A 16,954-nucleotide genomic window follows, 5' to 3' on the forward strand; every position below is an offset into this window, starting at 1 on the left:
TTAACATAACTGAACTTGATATTGGTCACTGGCAGTTTCAATGCAATAGAACAACATTTGTTGACTCAGAGGTTATCTATATGAGAATTCAACAATTTTTTTATAATATTTCATATTTTTGTATCGTTGCACTTGGTGGATTTGACTCTTTTAGTGTATGGAACCACACTTTTATTTTTTCACCTCTTTTGAGATCATCTGTGTTATCAATCTCACTTAATCCTACAATTACTATGTTATTTTTAAACTTGTTCATAAGTTGTCCTTCAGAAAGATCGTAATCTTCTTTTACTGGAGCTTTTGTATCGGTAATGAGAATTGCCCTTTCATTGTCTTTAAGCACGACATAGCCTACTAGGCTCAGCATCTTTGTTTCGTCTCCGTTTTGTTCATTTTTATTGCAGCCTGCAAGGAAAATAATGAGCACTATCAAGCTTACTCCGATTTTCGGCAACCTTTCTCCCTCCCGTCATGTTTAACAATCTCACTCCATAACTACATATCAATAAACTGTAGTGTAAACCTATCCAGAAACTTCTTCATTTTCTCATATTGAATCTTTTACAAGCTGGTAATACACAGACTAAATCGGGTAAAAATTCGTAGAGGTGATTTCATTGAATGATGATCATAAAGTAACTCATTACTCTTCATTTATTTTTTCAACAATCATGGTATTGGTGGTCGCCCTCTTTCCACAATACACTTCTTGGTTTGTAACAGTTTTCTTCTTGGGTTTTGCACTTATCTATACATTCCAAAAACATAAAACAAGTTCTTCAAAAGCAATATCTTATATTTCGTATTTTTTATTCATTGTTTCATTGACTTACACTTTAGTTAATATGTAATAGTAATCCTCCCTTTGCGGGAGGATTTTTTGTTTAAGCTTATTTCTAAGTGCTTTTGGACCTCTATCTATAATGATAAAACTATCTGAACCAATTTTTTCTTCCGATCTTTGTCTTCGTAAATAGCAACATTGTGGCGTGTCATTAATGTAATACCGCCCATTTTAAACTCTTTTTGTTCTTTAAAATAAACAACAGGGACATTCACCAAACGGATCTACTTCTTTTTGTTCTTTCTCAAATGTTTGTATGTGGTTGCCTTCGAACCATACCCTTACTCTTATTCCGCTTTCAAACTCATTATTGCATGCTGCTTCTTTTTGGGTTCCAGCATAAATATACTTATCATTACTGTCGTCTACTATACATATATTTGCTCCCTTTAAAATCGAGATTTTTACTTTTTATGATCCATTATTCACTTTCAAAATAACTTCCAATTACAACATAATATATGTATAAATTGTAAACGGAGTTGATATAATTGAAGATTAGGAAAATCTTATCGAGTTCTGCTTTATCCTTTGGCATGCTCATATCCGCGGTTCCCGCATTGGCTGCTGGCACTTCGTCTGAGGTTGCAGTAAAAAGTGATGAATATGATTATGACACTATATACCGCATTAGTCCTCTGCCAATGGACTTCCAGCCAACAATAGAATACAACGGTTATACTTATACGCTTACACGTCATTATTTTGATTACTCAATCGGGTTTTACACGGCTATTTATACAAAAGTTGTTTAAATTTATAAAGGAGCATTTTAGCTCCTTTTTCTCTTGTTTTAAGCACAAATACAAGTTTAAATGCTGGTAATAAACAATTCACTTTAAAGAAGCGCCGCCCGCAAAATGCGGCTTTTGTACACTACGCCAATTTTATATTGAAAAGCCAGACCTCCTCCAAGAGGTTCCAGCTTTTCTTAATGTGCTATCGATCTTCGTTAGTTCAACGGGAACTTTATCATTCGGTACAAATGCAGCCTCCCAACTTCTAGTTAGGGCTGATGGCAGAATATCTGATGGTTCTCTACACACATCAGACATTATAAGATTTCAATGTAGCCTTCTGTACCATGAACGCGAATTCGTTGCCCATCTTTTATCAGCTTAGCAGCATTTTCAACGCCAACAACTGCAGGTAAGCCATATTCACGGGCTATAACAGCTCCATGGGTCATCAGCCCCCCAACTTCGGTGACTAGGCCTTTTATGGATACAAACAATGGTGTCCAGCTTGGATCGGTAAAGGAGGTAACTAATATATCTCCATCTTCTAAATCAGCATCTTCCATGTTTAAAATGACACGCGCTCGCCCCTCTATAACTCCGGAGGAAACAGGTAGACCTACAATCGCTCCGGCTGGGAGATTTTCTCGTTTATACTCACCTGTAACGATTTCACCATCAGACGTGATAACACGTGGTGGAGATAGTTTTTCATATAATTTGTACTCGTCTTTTCGTGTACTGATGATTTGATAATCCAGTTTATGTGTGCGTACGACTTCGTGAAGTTCTTCAAAAGTGAGATAGTATATATCTTCTTTTTCATGAATAACGTCCGCTTCTATGAGTTGTTCGGCTTCTTTCAGTAAAGCCTGCTTATAAACGAAGTATCGATTAATAATGCCATATTTTGGATATTCCCTAAACCCGCTGAAATTCCGGATGATATCTATCATTCGTTTTGTTTCTTTGGCTTTTTGTTCACCATCCGGTAATTGCTTCAATCGATCTAATAACTCTTGCTCTTTCTTCAAAGCCTCCTGTCGCCCTTGCTCAAATTTCCGATGGCCGGCATTAGGCTCAAAATTTTTGATATTATTAAGAATCATTGGAATAAGTGTAGTTGGTTTTTCGCTCCATCGAGTTCTTGTAATATCAATTTCTCCGGTACATCGCATTCCGTATTTGCTGAGATAATCATAGATCGCGTCTCGGGTTTTGCTTCCGCCATCAAACTTAGCCAGTTCATCCAAAAAGTTATCATCTTTTACATGTTGTAAGTAATCAATTACCTCTGGATAAGGACGAATCACATCTGCGACGTCCAATAGCGCAAGACCCATTTCTGAAGTAATATTATGGGGCACAGATTGAGAGAGCGTATCTGCTGCGTTTTTTTCACCTAACCACACGTTCATTTTTTCGTTAATCCATAATGAAGCATTCATAGCAGCTTGAATCAGAACCGAACTTTTTGGGTTAAATAAAATCTTCTTTAATTCCTGGATATCTTCCAGAATAAAACGAAATAAATCTGATCCTGATTTCGTTTGGATGTTTTGTTTTAACTCTTCTATCGATGTTTGACTGCTCTCAATCAAATCAGACACGATTGTCGGATCGTTTTCAACTTGAGCCGGCATATCTGCATTGCCTCTGCTGGGATTTGGTGCTGTTTTATCATTTGGTATCGACTTTATGAAATCTCGTCGCTTTATTATGGTCATAAGTGCGTCTTTTAAGAGCTGATCGTGCTGCCCCATGCCTTTTAAGAAAACTTCTCTGCTGTCAGGGGATGCCAGATGATGTGTGACATCAACAAATAGCCTTCCACCGGCTTTACGCATGGGTGCAGCAGTCGTCAACAGAAAAAAAGACAACCCCAGTGGTTTTATGGGATCCGTCATCATTTGTTGATGACCAACAGAAATATAGACGTGATTTTCTTGGTCACTCGCTTCAGGGATGGGGAATAAAGTAGTGATTGGACGACTCTGTACAATATAAAAAGTATCGCGGGTCAAACACCATTCGATATCTTGCGGCTGGCCGAAATGAGCTTCGATCTCTCTTCCAATGCGTGCCAGCTGTAAAATTTGTTCATCAGTCAGTGTTTGAGCCTTTTGCTGATCAGAATCGATCTGCTGTGTTTCTGTTCCGCCTTCTTTTCGTCCGTAGATAGCCAATTTTTTAGTTGCTATTCTCTTATCGATGATTTGCCCATCCTGTACTTTATAACAATCGGCAGATACCAAGCCAGAAACCAGTGCCTCACCAAGTCCAAAACCGGCATCGATGGATAACACCTTTCGGTTGGAGGTAATTGGATCAGCGGTAAATAAAATCCCCGAAGCTTGAGGGAAAACCATCCTTTGAACGATAACGGATAAATAAACTTGGCTGTGGTCAAATCCATTTTGCATACGGTAAATAACCGCGCGATCCGTAAATAGGGACGCCCAGCATTTACTGATATGCTGCAAGATTGCATCGACGCCAATAATATTTAAATAGGTGTCTTGTTGACCGGCAAAAGAAGCATGTGGTAAATCTTCAGCAGTCGCACTAGAACGCACGGCATAGGCATGTTCCTCGCCAAACTGGGAGAGATATTGAGCAACTGCTTTCACAACATCAGAAGGAATGCCTACTTCCATAATGATTTGCCGAATCTTTCTGCTGATTTTACCAATTTGATCTCGGTCCTCAACTTTTAGCATCGCCAACTGATCCAACAACACTTGTAACGTTTCGTTTTGTTCGATGGCTTTTTGATATCCTACTGTTGTGACACAAAATCCTTCTGGTACTTGTATGCCTTGAATTTTTGATAATTCCCCTAAATGTAACCCTTTTCCTCCAACAAGCGAAAGCTGTGTTTTTTCAATTTCATGTAAACCGAGAACCAAAGAACTCATTCTACATCTCCCCTTCAAAAAAAATATTGACAAGAGCTTCCTAGCAGGATATAATAAAATTATAAGATGGATATCTATAAATTTTAACTAGAAAGCGCACGTAGTGTGATTATATCACCGTGGCTATTTTTGTGCAATATAAAAAGAACCTGGGCAATTTCACCAGGTTCTTTCTTAATTTCCATAGCTAGTCGCATTAAAAAACTTGGTTCGAGCTGATACAATCCTCTAAGGAAATCCTAAAGTTGGGTTCTTTTCGAACTAACCTGTCTTGTTCCGTAGAGTCCCCATTCATAAATTGGACTTTTTGTTCTTAACAGTCCCACCTTTAACTAGTGTAAAGTTATGAGGATTTGGTTAACTACCAGATATTTTTATTTTGAATAAGGCTTATGTTTGATAAAGAAGGGTTATGTAAAGGTGTCTGTTGTGAGCAAGCGCTGACTACAAAAAATTGTAGCATTCTCATTTAAATACCATTCTATTAACCTATAGGAAAAGTTATAAAACCAGATGGAGAATACCCTACCTCCAGCAATTGCAAGGCCGTTCACCTAGTAGAAAACAACCTTTAACCATTACTAACAATTTTAATAATCATTGAATATGAAACTTCTCAAGGAACGATCAGCAGCCCGTCAGCTACCCCTGATTAAAGATGATCTGTTACCACACTGTTACGTTAGAACTTCCACTACTTTGATATCCTTCTGTCGCCATGACTTGGTAAGCCCAATTACTGCCCAGATTCATTCCATGGCTCTTCCATGCGTTAACATGATTGCTGAAAGTGATTGTAGCGTTGCTTCCAGTTGGTCTCTTCGTCTGACGAACACTCCAGTACTGCGTAAAAGTAGTGCGATCGCCATCAATGGAAGGTGCGTTATAACGTGTAGTTGTATATATGTCATATGTACCCCCATCACTTTTTACAGTACCTTTATACGTTCCAGTAGGCCTATAAGTACCCCATGAATCCACCACATAATATTCTATGAGGGGCGATCTCGTCCAGCCATACAAAGTCAAATACCCATTGCCATTCGGTGCCCAAACTCCGGCATTATAGTTTATCGTCCTAAATGGCGAACCTGTAGTCCAACCTTTACCAACAACAAAATTTCCTGTATTAGACCAATTAACACTGTAATTCCCGCCAGACCCATTGACAGCGTTTACTATACCGCCCCCATCAGTCCAATTTTGCCAGTAGTCTGTGCTAGCTGCAGAGGCGGTTGCCGAAAACAAGCTAATACTCATTAAAGCTGCCGATAATCCAACTAAGAAATTCTTTTTAAACTTAAACATATGTTACCTCCTATAATATTTTTTCCGACTTTGAGGTAGCACTCGTATACATTTAAAACATTCTTAATTACTAACGCCAAAGCTTTTGATCGTCCCCTTCAGTATAATACCACGAATTCATGAGCGAATATTAAAGGTATTTGTAATTTAATTACAAATACCCAGAAACACATTATAAGTGGTCTTCTTCCACCATATCCTGATCCTTTTTTCGTAGGATCACAATTCTTGTTTCTAATTCAGATGGAGTAATATCTGTAATGAATTCCCATTGAACCGTTTCGTATAAAGGAGATATACATTAGAGATTGTGAAATCATTGTAGCTGAGCCAGGTGGTGCTCTTGACTTTGAAGCTGTAAGACGGTCAGCCAATTGCAGCTAAGCCGCTCACTGATCGTAACATAGCTCTGAACTCACTTGAACTGAATCATCCAAATGTTTGTATTTCTGAAGGAATTCAAGGTAACGGACTCGCTTAACTCAACCTAGCCAAAGAAAAGAATTTAAAGGGAATCGTACTAAAGAAAGCTAACTCCCCTTATGAAATCAATAAACGTTCCCAAATTGGCTGAAAGTGAGCAATTATGACTACACCGAGGTTCTCATAACCAGCTACACCAAAAAGGATATAAAATTCCTTCTGTATTATCCTGATGGAACTGCAGCTGGCTTTATGGAATTCATTCCACATGCAGAACGAAGTAAATTCCACTCTATGAAACAAGTAAAGTTTGAATCTGATGAATATGTATTTATTGAGCCGATATTGTGTAAGGTTAAGCACAGATTTAAGACTAAGCACGGTTATTTCCTTTTAAAAAATAACCCTTTCAAATTCCAAAAGTTGTGGACAGATCGTGATAGGCGCTCTTTTCAATGAATATAATGCAATAAATTCTAAAAAGAGGTGCCTCCAAAAAAGTGAATTCTCTAATGAATGATGACATGGTAAAGATCATTAGAAATGGCCTTAGCGCATCGCAGCATCCAAAGCACATTCTTGTTATAGGAGCTGGATTGTCCGGGCTTGTATCAGCATCTTTACTGAAAAATGCCGGTCACAGAGTAACGATTCTCGAAGCGAGCGGCAGAGCGGGCGGCCGTGTCTGCACTTTAAGATCTCCCTTTAGTGATGATTTGTATTTCAACGCTGGCCCGATGCGCATACCGAATAACCATTCGTTAACCTTAGAGTATATAAAAAAATTCAAATTGCCAACAAATGTATTTATCAATAGAACCCCTATGGACATCATTTATGCAAATGGAATCAAAACACGTCTCCAAGTTTTTGAGCGAGCTCCTGGAATATTGAGATACCCAGTTGCACCAAATGAACAAGGGAAAACGTCTGAAGAGCTGATGCTTTCTTTACTGCAGCCTATTCTAAATTTTATCAATCAAAATCCAGCGAGAAATTGGCGGATTGTCGAAGAACAATACAAAAATCATTCGTTAAGCTCTTTTTTAAACACGTATTTTTCATATGGCGCGATCGATATGATCGGTGTACTTTTGGATATGGAAGCGTATATGGGGATGTCCCTTGTTGAAGTATTGCGGGAATCTATCTTTTTTTCTTCACCCGCTCACTTCTATGAGATAACTGGCGGCATGGATCTGCTGCCTCACGCGTTTCTTCCTCAATTAAAAGCAAACATTCTATACCATCAAAAAATGATGAAAATTTCTCAGGGTGAAAATAGTGTTACGATCCATTGTCAGCATCAACAAACGGCAGAATTCACATCATTCACAGCTGATCTCGCTATTGTAACCATTCCTTTTTCAACATTGCGATTTGTAAAAGTTGAACCATACCATTCATTCTCGTACTATAAACGAAGGGCAATCCGTGAGCTAAACTATATCAGTGCAACAAAAATCGGCATAGAGTTTAAAAGCCGATTTTGGGAAAAAGCCGGGCAGCGCGGCGGCAAATCTATTACTGATCTACCGATTCGTTTTTCGTATTATCCAAGCAGAAATATTGGAGCAAATGGACATGCCGTCATTCTGGCCAGTTATACTTGGGCTGATGAGGCACTGATATGGGACAGTCTTTCAGAAGGAGAGCGAATCCAGTATACTTTACTGAATTTATCTGAAATCTATGGTGATATTGTGTGGTCTGAATTTGTGTCTGGCACTTCTTTTAGCTGGAGCCAGTACCCGTATTCTGCGGGAGGTTTTACAGCTTTCGAACCAGGACAAGAATTAGAGCTGTATCCCTATATTCCTGTCCCTGAGGGCAGAGTTCATTTCGCCGGAGAACACGCCTCACTCACTCATGCGTGGATGCAAGGCGCGATTGAATCTGGAATACGTGTTGCTTATGAGGTCAATCGCTTACCTTAGATCATGCTCACATCTTGTTAAAACTGGTTGATATAAAAAGAAGTGAAGAATTTATACTCCTTTGTTTAAAAGATTAATTCAAATATGGGATGTCTCAACATTCGGTTCTTTATTATTTTTATACACGTTTTGAATGCGGACCTCCCTTTTCTTCCATAATCATTAATAAATACCCAACCATAGAAAACGTTTTAATTAACCATCGGGCGAACTTTCTTTCACTGTATAACGATTCTTAATGTCGCTTTTTATCCTTTACTTGTCCTCTCTTTTTTTCATTGACTTACATTTCTTGAAAACCAGTATAAATCCTAAAGGAATTTTGTAACAAATACAGAATTGGAAAGATAAGCGCCAAAAGAAATGCTAACTCCTTATCTCAAAGACAAAACTGCGCTTATATTAAAAGAAAGAGGTGTCTTTAGAATGGTTCATTTTAAAAACTGCCCTGATCCTTCTCTAAACGCCAATTCTCAGTCTCACCCCGAATTTTCATCCGAATTAGAACATATGAAGACAAGAATGCAAAACTTTATTAAGCACTCGGTTACAGACCAAAATATCGAAGTTACTGACGCAAGGGTGACGGCCGAAGGAGAGGTCACCTCTCTTTTAAAAGAACGTCTCGACAAGGAATACTATAGGCTTTTATCTAAAATCACCCGGGAAGTAAATGTGGCTGACTTCGGCGCTGTTCCAGATGGAAGAGACAATACTGAAGCTTTTCGAAAAGCAATCGGGAATGGCCGAGTCAAAGTACATGTTCCAGCGGGAGAATACCTCGTTCAAGGGATTAAACTTCCATCTTGGACAACAATTGTTGGACAAGGTAAAGGAATCACAGTGATTAAATTGCATAAAGACACTCCAGCGCATGAATGGGTGATTACAAATGATGATTATCAAAATGGAAATCGCAATATTTTTGTCCAAGGAATGTCATTAGACTGGAATCCAAGTAGACAATGCGGTGTGAGGAATCCAGGGGGACAGTTCTCCAGTTGTTTAACTTTTGCTAAGGTTGAATATGGGTGGATCAAAGATGTGGAAGCGATTAACGCAGGTCTTCATGGTATTGATATTACATCGCCAACGTATGACCATTTGCCTGATACCGATTGGACAAAAGACGGATCAAGATATATTTGGATCGATAACTGTGTGACATATGGTTCAGGAGACGACGGCATTACCACCCATTATAGCGAATACATCTTTATTTCAAACTGCCACTCAGGAAATCCGCGGGGAACAGAATTTGCTGAAGGTGTTTCAAACTCCAACGGTATAGAAATTGACGACGGCTCTAGGCATGTGTGGCTTTTGAATAACTTTACAAGCGGCAACATCCGCGGAGTTGAAGTAAAAGCCCATGAACTGTGGCCGGCCTCTCAAAACGTCCATATCATAGGCCATATTTCATATCGCGATGTTCGTGCATTTGATCTTCGTCATATTGGTCACCATCAAATTACAGATCCTGAAAGCACAACAGCATACGATGTCACACTCATTGATTGTTCAGCAGTTGAACCAGTTTTCAACTCGCTTTACGATGCTGTGACCCCAAGAGCGCTGGTTATTTCGGCATATAAAAACGTTAATGTAAGCGGATTCACAGCGATTGGTGATCCAGACTATGATTATAAAGAAAACCCTGTCGTAGCCTTGCAATATCGCAGCCAAAATATAACCATTAATGGTATTAAAATTCGCGGGTTTAAAAAAGCCGGTGTTGATATTAATTTATCAGGCGGATCAAATAAAACTGATTATATAAAAATTTCAAATTTTGATATTTATAAATCTGCTCCAAAAGGAATTTCAATCGGTGGAGGCCTCTACAATGTCAATATTCTAAATGGAACGATGATTACTGACAATGGGACAGTTGGAATTCAGTCCCCCAATAATCAGGCCACAATTCTCGGTGTACAATCAGAAGGTTATAGTGTGGCAGCCTCAATCAAAGGTCAAACATACCAACAAGTTCCAATCAATTTGAAAGGAGGCATACAGCTTGCAACGACCTCTGGCTTTGCCGTTAACCAAACAAGCGCAGTTATAGCAGGTACCGGCGACATTACGGCCCGTGGAGAAAGAAATGCGGTCATTAGCTCTTCTGGAGGCTCCAGTACTGAAGGCTCTCGCGCATTAATCGCTTCTTCAAATAACGCACATATTAGAGGAAACCATGCGTCAAGAACAATACTGTCTTCTGAAAATATTATACTTGAGGAACCATACACCGTGGCAGGAGGTCACCAATCAATAAAGTGGCTTCTTGACTCTGTTCGGGGAAACGGGACGTTTGCCGGTGCAATCAGTTCTTCTTTAGGTGGATATGGAGAGTATTTTGAGAGTTCAACTGGACAGTTAATCCATACTGGTACAATCGTGACTTTAAGAGGTGAAAAAATTGTGCCCGCGAATGTTGGAGATTATATGCTTGGCGTTATTTCAGAAACTTCAGCTTTCATTTCAGGAGCCTCCAGTTTCGTCTGGCAGGGGCGTTATTTGACAAATGAGTTCGGCGGATTTATTTATGAAACGGTGACTGATGAGGAAAGCGGTGAACTCATACGTGTTCCCAAACAAAATCCAGACTACGATACAGCGCTGGAGGTAAATTATCATTCACGGGCAGCAAGAGACGAATGGCACGTAGTAGGGTTGGTAGGCCAACATTATGTTCGTATTGACGAAACTGTCAATCAAGGAGATTATCTTACGGCACATAATGGAATAGGAACAAAAGCCGCTGAAGGAAGCTGGAAAGTAATGAAAATAACCTCTGCTTACACATCAGAAAAAGGGTATGGTATCGCTCTAACCGTCATCAAATAGTAGATACTGCGACCAGTTCAATATATGTTTATCCATAATTAGATCTCTTTTCTAGGTTCGTTATTCCTTGTATGTTATTATCAATTTTCAATATCTACCAAAATTTCCCTAATATACTATCGTAATTAACTTATATTATAATCAAAAAAATTTTGAAAGCTGTTCCTTCTCGTTATTCATGAAAGTTGCTATTGAAATGAGTAAATGGATACCATATTAGACTTCTATAGCAAATACACCATATATATCCTTTAAGTATTTACAAATTGAAAATGTTTCATGAGGCTTATTAAAAGTATTGTTCTTTTATCATCTGTAAGTCGATACAAACTGCATTAAGATCACACCTAAATCACACTGAGTTTTTTCTTACAAATAAAATGAAAACCCTTTCCATTATAAATTCATTTCACCGTTACTAAAAGTAATCCTTGCATTCCTTCGCCCTCCATGCTATATTCATATAGCGATGAGCTGAATTGTGTAAGCCGATGTACATGCCTTTACGGCACACACGAATGTGGCGTGTTCAAAGAGGTTTTACAAACCCTTACACAGAGTAGCTCATCGCTTTTTTATTTCCTTCAGGTCACAGGTGAGGTCACGATTTTAACAATAAATCCATCTTATCCGCTGCTTCTAATTGCATTGATGGAAGAGCGTGACTGTATGTTCCTAATGTTTGCTTAATATCTGAATGTCCTAACCTCTCTTGTACTATTTTTGGACTCACACCAATACTGATTAAATAAGTAGCATGTGTGTGTCTTAATGCATGAGGTTTAATCTTTGGTAACCCTAACTGTTTGCGTATTGAGTGAAATCCCCTTCTCCAATTACAAGGCGGCAACCAATTCCCCATTTTCGTACATACTACTAAATCTAGATCATTGTATTTTGCTCCTGCTTCTTTCTTGTCCCTTACAACCAATCTTTTATGCTTCCGTAAGCTTTCACATAGTGACTCAGGTATATTAACATTTCTGTATGAATTAACTGTTTTAACTTCTGGCTCTAACCCATAGTTACCTTTATCATCTATCCTGCATAGTGTTTGGCGTATTGTGATGTACCGTTTTTCCCAATTAATACTCTTCCATTCTAACCCCAGAACCTCACCCATTCTCAAACCAGTCTTAATGGATATTTCATAAGCAATGTAATGTCTTGATGGGCGTTTAAGTTTTGAAGTATCCAGGAAACGTTTAATCTCTTCAGGAGTCCAAGTCTCCACTATGCTCTTTTCTCTTGGTAAGTTTAATTCATCAAAGATGGCCATATCAATTTTTCTTCTTCGTGATGCCTTTTTAAATATGCTCCTGGTTACCTGTACTGCTCTTCTAACAGTGTCAGCTGATACTTTACGCTCAAAGTGGAGTGTGTTTATGTGTTGCTGCAATACATCCTCTGTGATCTCATCGAATTTGTATTTCGATAAATAAGGAAGCACATTGTATTGAAGTATCTCTCTATAGTTGTTAAATGTACTTGGTCTAAGCTTCACTTTTTTTGATTCTAACCAGGATTCAGCATACGTCCCAAATGATTCAGATAACTCAGGTAAGTAGTTCTTTTCTTCCTCAACCTCAAGAATCACCTGTCTAAGTACCTCTTGAGCTTCTTTATAAGTCTTGATCCCTTTTCTTTTACGCTGTATCCTCTTTTTTGTAATTGGATGCGTACCACCTGAATACACAAAATAATATGTTCCTGTTTTATCGTCTTTTTTAATTTTGGTCAATCTGTTCACCTTTTTAAGCGAACACAAGGGAAAACGTACTATAGACAATTATAATGACATGCTTATAATAAGTCACACAAAAAGGACGGGGAGTTAAAATCTCCCTGTCCTTAAATTAATTCTTCTAATTCAGAAAAGCATTCTTTAAATTCCTCTACAAGCTGTGGATTTTTAGATAATTCTTCTCTTACCCAAGGCTGTAACAAATGTGGGAAACGAGGATCATTCACATTAGATACAGGCAACTGGTTAGTTAATCGACCAATAAAACCTTTAGTCTTAAGCTCAGTCACCGCCCCGTCAAATATACTTAAATACAGTGTATTATCATACTGCGTGTACAAGTCATAAATAATGGCTTTTTGATAACGACTAAGACTCTTTAATCTCTCTTCAGCTTTTGCGTAGAAGTCCCTTTTATCCATCAAATTCGACAAATATTTAGCAACATTAATGATTAAATTAACAAGGAGAATTGATAAGAAAAGAATAAATGCTATCCCTACATAAAAACCATACTTGTCTACCTTGTCTAATAGGTGTAGCTTATCAAGAAGTGCATTAGGTAAAAATAAAAACAAACCACTCGCAAGCGATAGAGCTGCCATTACGGAAGTTGGTAATGTTAAGATTTCTTTTATAGCTTCAAGTTTCATATGATCCCCCAAAAAGAATTTTATTCTATTATTAACCAACTTCTGTATTATGACAATAGCTTTAACAGTCGTTATAATTCACCATGAACTATACCTTCCCAGGTTCACTATGAACCTCACAAATTTCTTTGTTATTTGACTTGACTTTTCTTTTGATCTTTTGCTTGATTGGTTGAGGCTGTGGACAACGGCTGAACAAGTTGTCTGCCTGAATTTGCTTGTAAAAAAATAAACAAACTCAGGCAGGCGACTGAATATCAACTTGAGGTATCCGTGTGTATCACCCTATTTGCCGTTGGTTATTCCCCAAACAAGCCTACTGTGTCAAGTGTCCCTAACAGGTTCAACCAATCCAATATTGGGTTCGTATACCTGTGGCTTGTCCTGCATCGTCAGCAACGATACACCCATCCTTCGTCAGCATTTAATGGCAGCTTTCGCCTTTCAGATGCATGTGTAAATAGGGAAACACAGACAGCATCATATCCTCATTTATTACAGTGGCTGAGTCACTACCCTGTCAAGTTTTACGTGTGTTAGCGAATTCCACGGCAGTCGTCTTTAAAAAAGGCATCACTAAAGACACCACCTTAATTCAGGAATATAAGACTGACTATATTTAATTGTAAGGAGTCGCATTACACGACCCCCTTGATTAAATTGTTAATTTTGAATACATTGGAATGGCACATACTATATGCCTAAGATTAGGAGAGTGTTCCCATACTCCCTAATCACCCAAACCAAGCTACAAGTGGATACATATAGCCGGTACAGCTACAAGTAACACTCCAAAAGTAACTTTGCAGAACCAATTGTTATGTACCTCAGTTTTATTCATCTTCATAAGCTTCCTCTACGTTAGACTCACCAATATCACATAAATTGTCGCTAACTCTAGGGATAACTATTTGTCCTCCTGTCATTTCAAACATCACGTGTATATGATTTATTGCCATTAGTAACATTGACTCCAAATTGTCTCTAGCATCTTCTTCATTTTCACCATCTATATTGAAGGAAACAGGAATAGTGATATCAGTATGTATGTTGAAGCGCTTTGTAGGCGCTCCATTGTTACTTGTTTCAATGAAATTAACCTCTTCTGACTTGTTGTTCAGGATAAAATTATGAAAGTGGTTAGCCATATCCTCAAAGTGTTCCTCGTTAGTGATTGTCCCTAAGCTTGCTACATTAGTTCCTACAGTGTGTCGGTTAATTTGCATTGTCATTTTCCCCTTTAGTATGTTTTGTTTTTATCTAAGATTTGAAACTTGTCCTACTTGATAAACAAACTTCGATCATTAATTAGGCGTCCCATAAGGTTGTGTGAAGTAACTTATCAACCACTGCATTAGTCAGACTAACAAGACTTCTATATTTGATATCTTCACCTTAGAAATCTGAACAGAGACTATCGTATATCTTCACCTGCTATTGCGAACTGTTTATAAAAGAGTATTGCAGGTAAATTACCTAAGTCATTTCTGCGGATAATTACGTGTTTCAATTTTACGCTAAATCGTAATTTTAGTTCGATTTACTGTACTTAATATACTATTTGACCACATTGCAAGTCAACGCTTTCCAACAAAATTTATTTGATATATCGTTCATGTTGTATTAAATGTGATACAATAGGTATACCTAGTCGAACTTGAGGTGTTAAGAGTGAGCAAATTGAAAATAAGCTATAAACCAATGGAAATAACATTGATAAAGCGTGATAAAACACGAAGTGATTTAAAGAAGGATTTAGGGATATCGCCTTCAACACTTGCTAAAATGTCAAAAGGTGAAGTAGTGGCGTTAACTGTTATCCTGAAGATCTGTGAATACCTTGAGTGTCCTATCCAGGAAGTTGTAGAGTTTGTAGAGGAGAATTCTACACACCGTTAAACAAAACCATTGAAATATTTGATTGCGACAAATTTTCTTAAACAAAAGCGCTACAATTATCACTTAGAGCCTATTGAGGCTCTTTTTTTCTTGGAATAATTTAGACTTAGATATTTAATTGAAGAACGATGATACTTATCAGGAGGATTAAGATTTGACTTAAAACTACAGCTAGAGTATTTAGGTTAAGAGGTGAATTAAATTGTCTAATGAAGGAAAGCATATTTATGAAGAATATGAAGAACTGAAGAAGAAAACAATTAAGGTTATTCATAGAAAGAACTACTCAATAAGAATTATTGACCAAAAATTTGAGGATGATAGCTTAGATCAGTTTTACAAAGAAGTTGCAAGATTGCTATTTGAAAGGGCTCTGAAAAAGAAAAAAAAGAATTGACAATCAGGGTAACTGTGGAATGTAACCGAGCCTCCAATTTCAAATAAATTTCTTTAAAATTCTTATTTTATTTAGACAAGAGTTCCTAGGATAAACCCTTGTCCTTAACTTGTAAGTTGTCATACTCGTAATATACGCCTTTGTTCTTTAAGCGTTCAATAACTAAATCTTTATATGGTATATCACCTAGGATAGCGAACTTTATATCAGTGCTATGTTTTTTCCCTAACGGCTTTTTAAGTTGCAATTCTCGTCTGATCTCTTCCTTCATCTCATTGAAACGTTTTTCTTTTAGGCTTTGCCTATATTGTTCGTAAGCCTCCATCGTGCAATTATTCACATTACAAAAATGTTTGGCTAGATTAGCTAACTGCTCTTTAGTTAGAACCAATTGAGATCGTTTGAAATGTTGAAAAGAATGACAGTCTACGCATATCAAGTTTAGATCTAGTAGCTTAACAACCCCATTTTCAAAATCATATTCTTCTACTTCATGTACATGAAGTCTTCGTAAATCATTAATGTGAGGGGTATAATTACAAATCACGCACCTGTGTTTCTTTCTTTCAAGAATTGCAGCCCTGATTTTTTTACGCCATAGAGTATCAGTTAGATTTTTTCTAACTGTCTTGCCATGAAACATACTTGGTTTAGAATCAATCTTCAATTTATAGTGAGCAAACTCGTCCATATAAAACCGCCTTTATTATTGTTCCTACTTACCATTAAGATTTAACAAACCTCATGTTCATACTTTAATTTTATTAGTTACAGTAAGAAGATTTGTTGAGTCCTTGAGCAATTTGGAACTCATTTTTTTAATTTTCTTATCGCTAATTATTCCCTTACTTTCCACGAATTCTTTGTATATCAATTCGTATGTTTTATTTGCTTCTCTTAGGTACTTATCCTCTTCAGTTTTAAGTTTGATTCCTTCTAAAGCCAGATGTGGTGGTAATTGTTCATCTATTAATAAACTAATGATATTAAAATATAAATAACTTTGACGATCTTTTTTATTTTCATCATTCAACAATAAGTCTAAATTTCTTTTTAAAGTTCGCAAGTACATATATTTCTCATATAATGTTCTCTTTTTCTCTTTTGTGGCATCTCTTTTTCTAAAATAAATTGTTACAATAAAACCTGTCACTATGCCTGTAGCAACCCCAGTAATAAGACCTGTTGATATATCAGATGTTGTTCCAATCCATGTCTGCAGTACAAAATTCATTTTTCTTGTCTCC

At 37.5% G+C, this 16,954-nt stretch carries 14 protein-coding genes and 2 pseudogenes; 7 read left to right on the top strand and 9 right to left on the bottom strand.

Going from position 1 to position 16,954, the window contains the following annotated elements; all coding sequences use genetic code 11:
• Positions 1-100 precede the first annotated feature (100 nt).
• Positions 101-454: a DUF3221 domain-containing protein gene (locus NYE56_RS09690; RefSeq protein ID WP_341283793.1), complete on the bottom strand. Its 354-nt coding sequence runs from the start codon at positions 452-454 to the stop codon at positions 101-103.
• Between the two features lie 163 nt (positions 455-617).
• On the opposite strand from NYE56_RS09690, the gene NYE56_RS09695 reads away from it, so the two are divergent.
• Positions 618-851 carry a hypothetical protein gene (locus NYE56_RS09695; RefSeq protein ID WP_074794570.1) on the top strand — a complete coding sequence of 78 codons (234 nt, stop codon included), beginning with the start codon at positions 618-620 and terminating at the stop codon, positions 849-851.
• 203 nt (positions 852-1,054) lie between these two features.
• On the opposite strand, the pseudogene NYE56_RS09700 reads toward NYE56_RS09695, so the two are convergent.
• Positions 1,055-1,240 (bottom strand): annotated as a pseudogene (locus NYE56_RS09700) (hypothetical protein); the annotation flags it as partial.
• Positions 1,241-1,335: 95 nt separating this feature from the next.
• Here NYE56_RS09700 and NYE56_RS09705 point away from each other — a divergent pair.
• Positions 1,336-1,599 carry a hypothetical protein gene (locus tag NYE56_RS09705; protein WP_134982804.1) on the top strand — a complete coding sequence of 88 codons (264 nt, stop codon included), beginning with the start codon at positions 1,336-1,338 and terminating at the stop codon, positions 1,597-1,599.
• A gap of 299 nt (positions 1,600-1,898) precedes the next feature.
• On the opposite strand, the gene ppsA is transcribed toward NYE56_RS09705, so the two are convergent.
• Complete coding sequence (gene ppsA, locus NYE56_RS09710; RefSeq protein WP_341283794.1) at positions 1,899-4,499, bottom strand: phosphoenolpyruvate synthase; 2,601 nt, start codon at positions 4,497-4,499, stop codon at positions 1,899-1,901.
• Between the two features lie 666 nt (positions 4,500-5,165).
• Positions 5,166-5,807, bottom strand: a complete 642-nt coding sequence (gene xynA / locus NYE56_RS09715; RefSeq protein WP_015251938.1) for an endo-1,4-beta-xylanase XynA — start codon at positions 5,805-5,807, stop codon at positions 5,166-5,168.
• Positions 5,808-6,107: 300 nt separating this feature from the next.
• Here xynA and NYE56_RS09720 point away from each other — a divergent pair.
• The 3 genes and pseudogenes from NYE56_RS09720 to NYE56_RS09730 all read left to right on the top strand — a co-directional run.
• Positions 6,108-6,689, top strand: a pseudogene (locus NYE56_RS09720) (ATP-dependent DNA ligase); the annotation flags it as partial.
• A 41-nt stretch (positions 6,690-6,730) separates the two neighbouring features.
• On the top strand, positions 6,731-8,167 hold the full coding sequence (locus NYE56_RS09725; RefSeq protein WP_268555331.1) for a flavin monoamine oxidase family protein: 1,437 nt from the start codon (positions 6,731-6,733) through the stop codon (positions 8,165-8,167).
• 426 nt (positions 8,168-8,593) lie between these two features.
• On the top strand, positions 8,594-11,014 hold the full coding sequence (locus NYE56_RS09730; protein WP_341283795.1) for a peptidase G2 autoproteolytic cleavage domain-containing protein: 2,421 nt from the start codon (positions 8,594-8,596) through the stop codon (positions 11,012-11,014).
• 601 nt (positions 11,015-11,615) lie between these two features.
• Here the strand turns inward: NYE56_RS09730 and NYE56_RS09735 are convergent.
• The 3 genes from NYE56_RS09735 to NYE56_RS09745 form a co-directional block, all read right to left on the bottom strand.
• Complete coding sequence (locus NYE56_RS09735; protein ID WP_041906994.1) at positions 11,616-12,755, bottom strand: site-specific integrase; 1,140 nt, start codon at positions 12,753-12,755, stop codon at positions 11,616-11,618.
• A 110-nt stretch (positions 12,756-12,865) separates the two neighbouring features.
• Positions 12,866-13,411 (bottom strand): super-infection exclusion protein B, encoded by a 546-nt coding sequence (locus tag NYE56_RS09740; protein ID WP_041906992.1) that lies wholly within the window; start codon positions 13,409-13,411, stop codon positions 12,866-12,868.
• Between the two features lie 833 nt (positions 13,412-14,244).
• A complete protein-coding gene (locus NYE56_RS09745) occupies positions 14,245-14,637 on the bottom strand; it encodes a hypothetical protein (protein ID WP_041906991.1) in 393 nt (130 codons plus the stop codon).
• 475 nt (positions 14,638-15,112) lie between these two features.
• Here NYE56_RS09745 and NYE56_RS09750 point away from each other — a divergent pair, with 475 nt between their 5' ends.
• Both NYE56_RS09750 and NYE56_RS09755 read left to right on the top strand, forming a co-directional pair.
• Positions 15,113-15,310 carry a helix-turn-helix domain-containing protein gene (locus NYE56_RS09750; RefSeq protein WP_041907199.1) on the top strand — a complete coding sequence of 66 codons (198 nt, stop codon included), beginning with the start codon at positions 15,113-15,115 and terminating at the stop codon, positions 15,308-15,310.
• A gap of 202 nt (positions 15,311-15,512) precedes the next feature.
• Positions 15,513-15,707 carry a hypothetical protein gene (locus NYE56_RS09755; protein WP_032725920.1) on the top strand — a complete coding sequence of 65 codons (195 nt, stop codon included), beginning with the start codon at positions 15,513-15,515 and terminating at the stop codon, positions 15,705-15,707.
• Positions 15,708-15,792: 85 nt separating this feature from the next.
• Here the strand turns inward: NYE56_RS09755 and NYE56_RS09760 are convergent, their stop codons facing one another.
• Together NYE56_RS09760 and NYE56_RS09765 are read right to left on the bottom strand one after the other, a co-directional pair.
• Positions 15,793-16,398 (bottom strand): hypothetical protein, encoded by a 606-nt coding sequence (locus NYE56_RS09760; protein WP_268383810.1) that lies wholly within the window; start codon positions 16,396-16,398, stop codon positions 15,793-15,795.
• Between the two features lie 57 nt (positions 16,399-16,455).
• A complete protein-coding gene (locus NYE56_RS09765) occupies positions 16,456-16,941 on the bottom strand; it encodes a hypothetical protein (protein WP_268383813.1) in 486 nt (161 codons plus the stop codon).
• Positions 16,942-16,954: the final 13 nt, after the last annotated feature.

It is taken from the genome of Bacillus sp. FSL R5-0603 (assembly GCF_038050295.1).
Classification (GTDB): domain Bacteria; phylum Bacillota; class Bacilli; order Bacillales; family Bacillaceae; genus Bacillus; species Bacillus subtilis.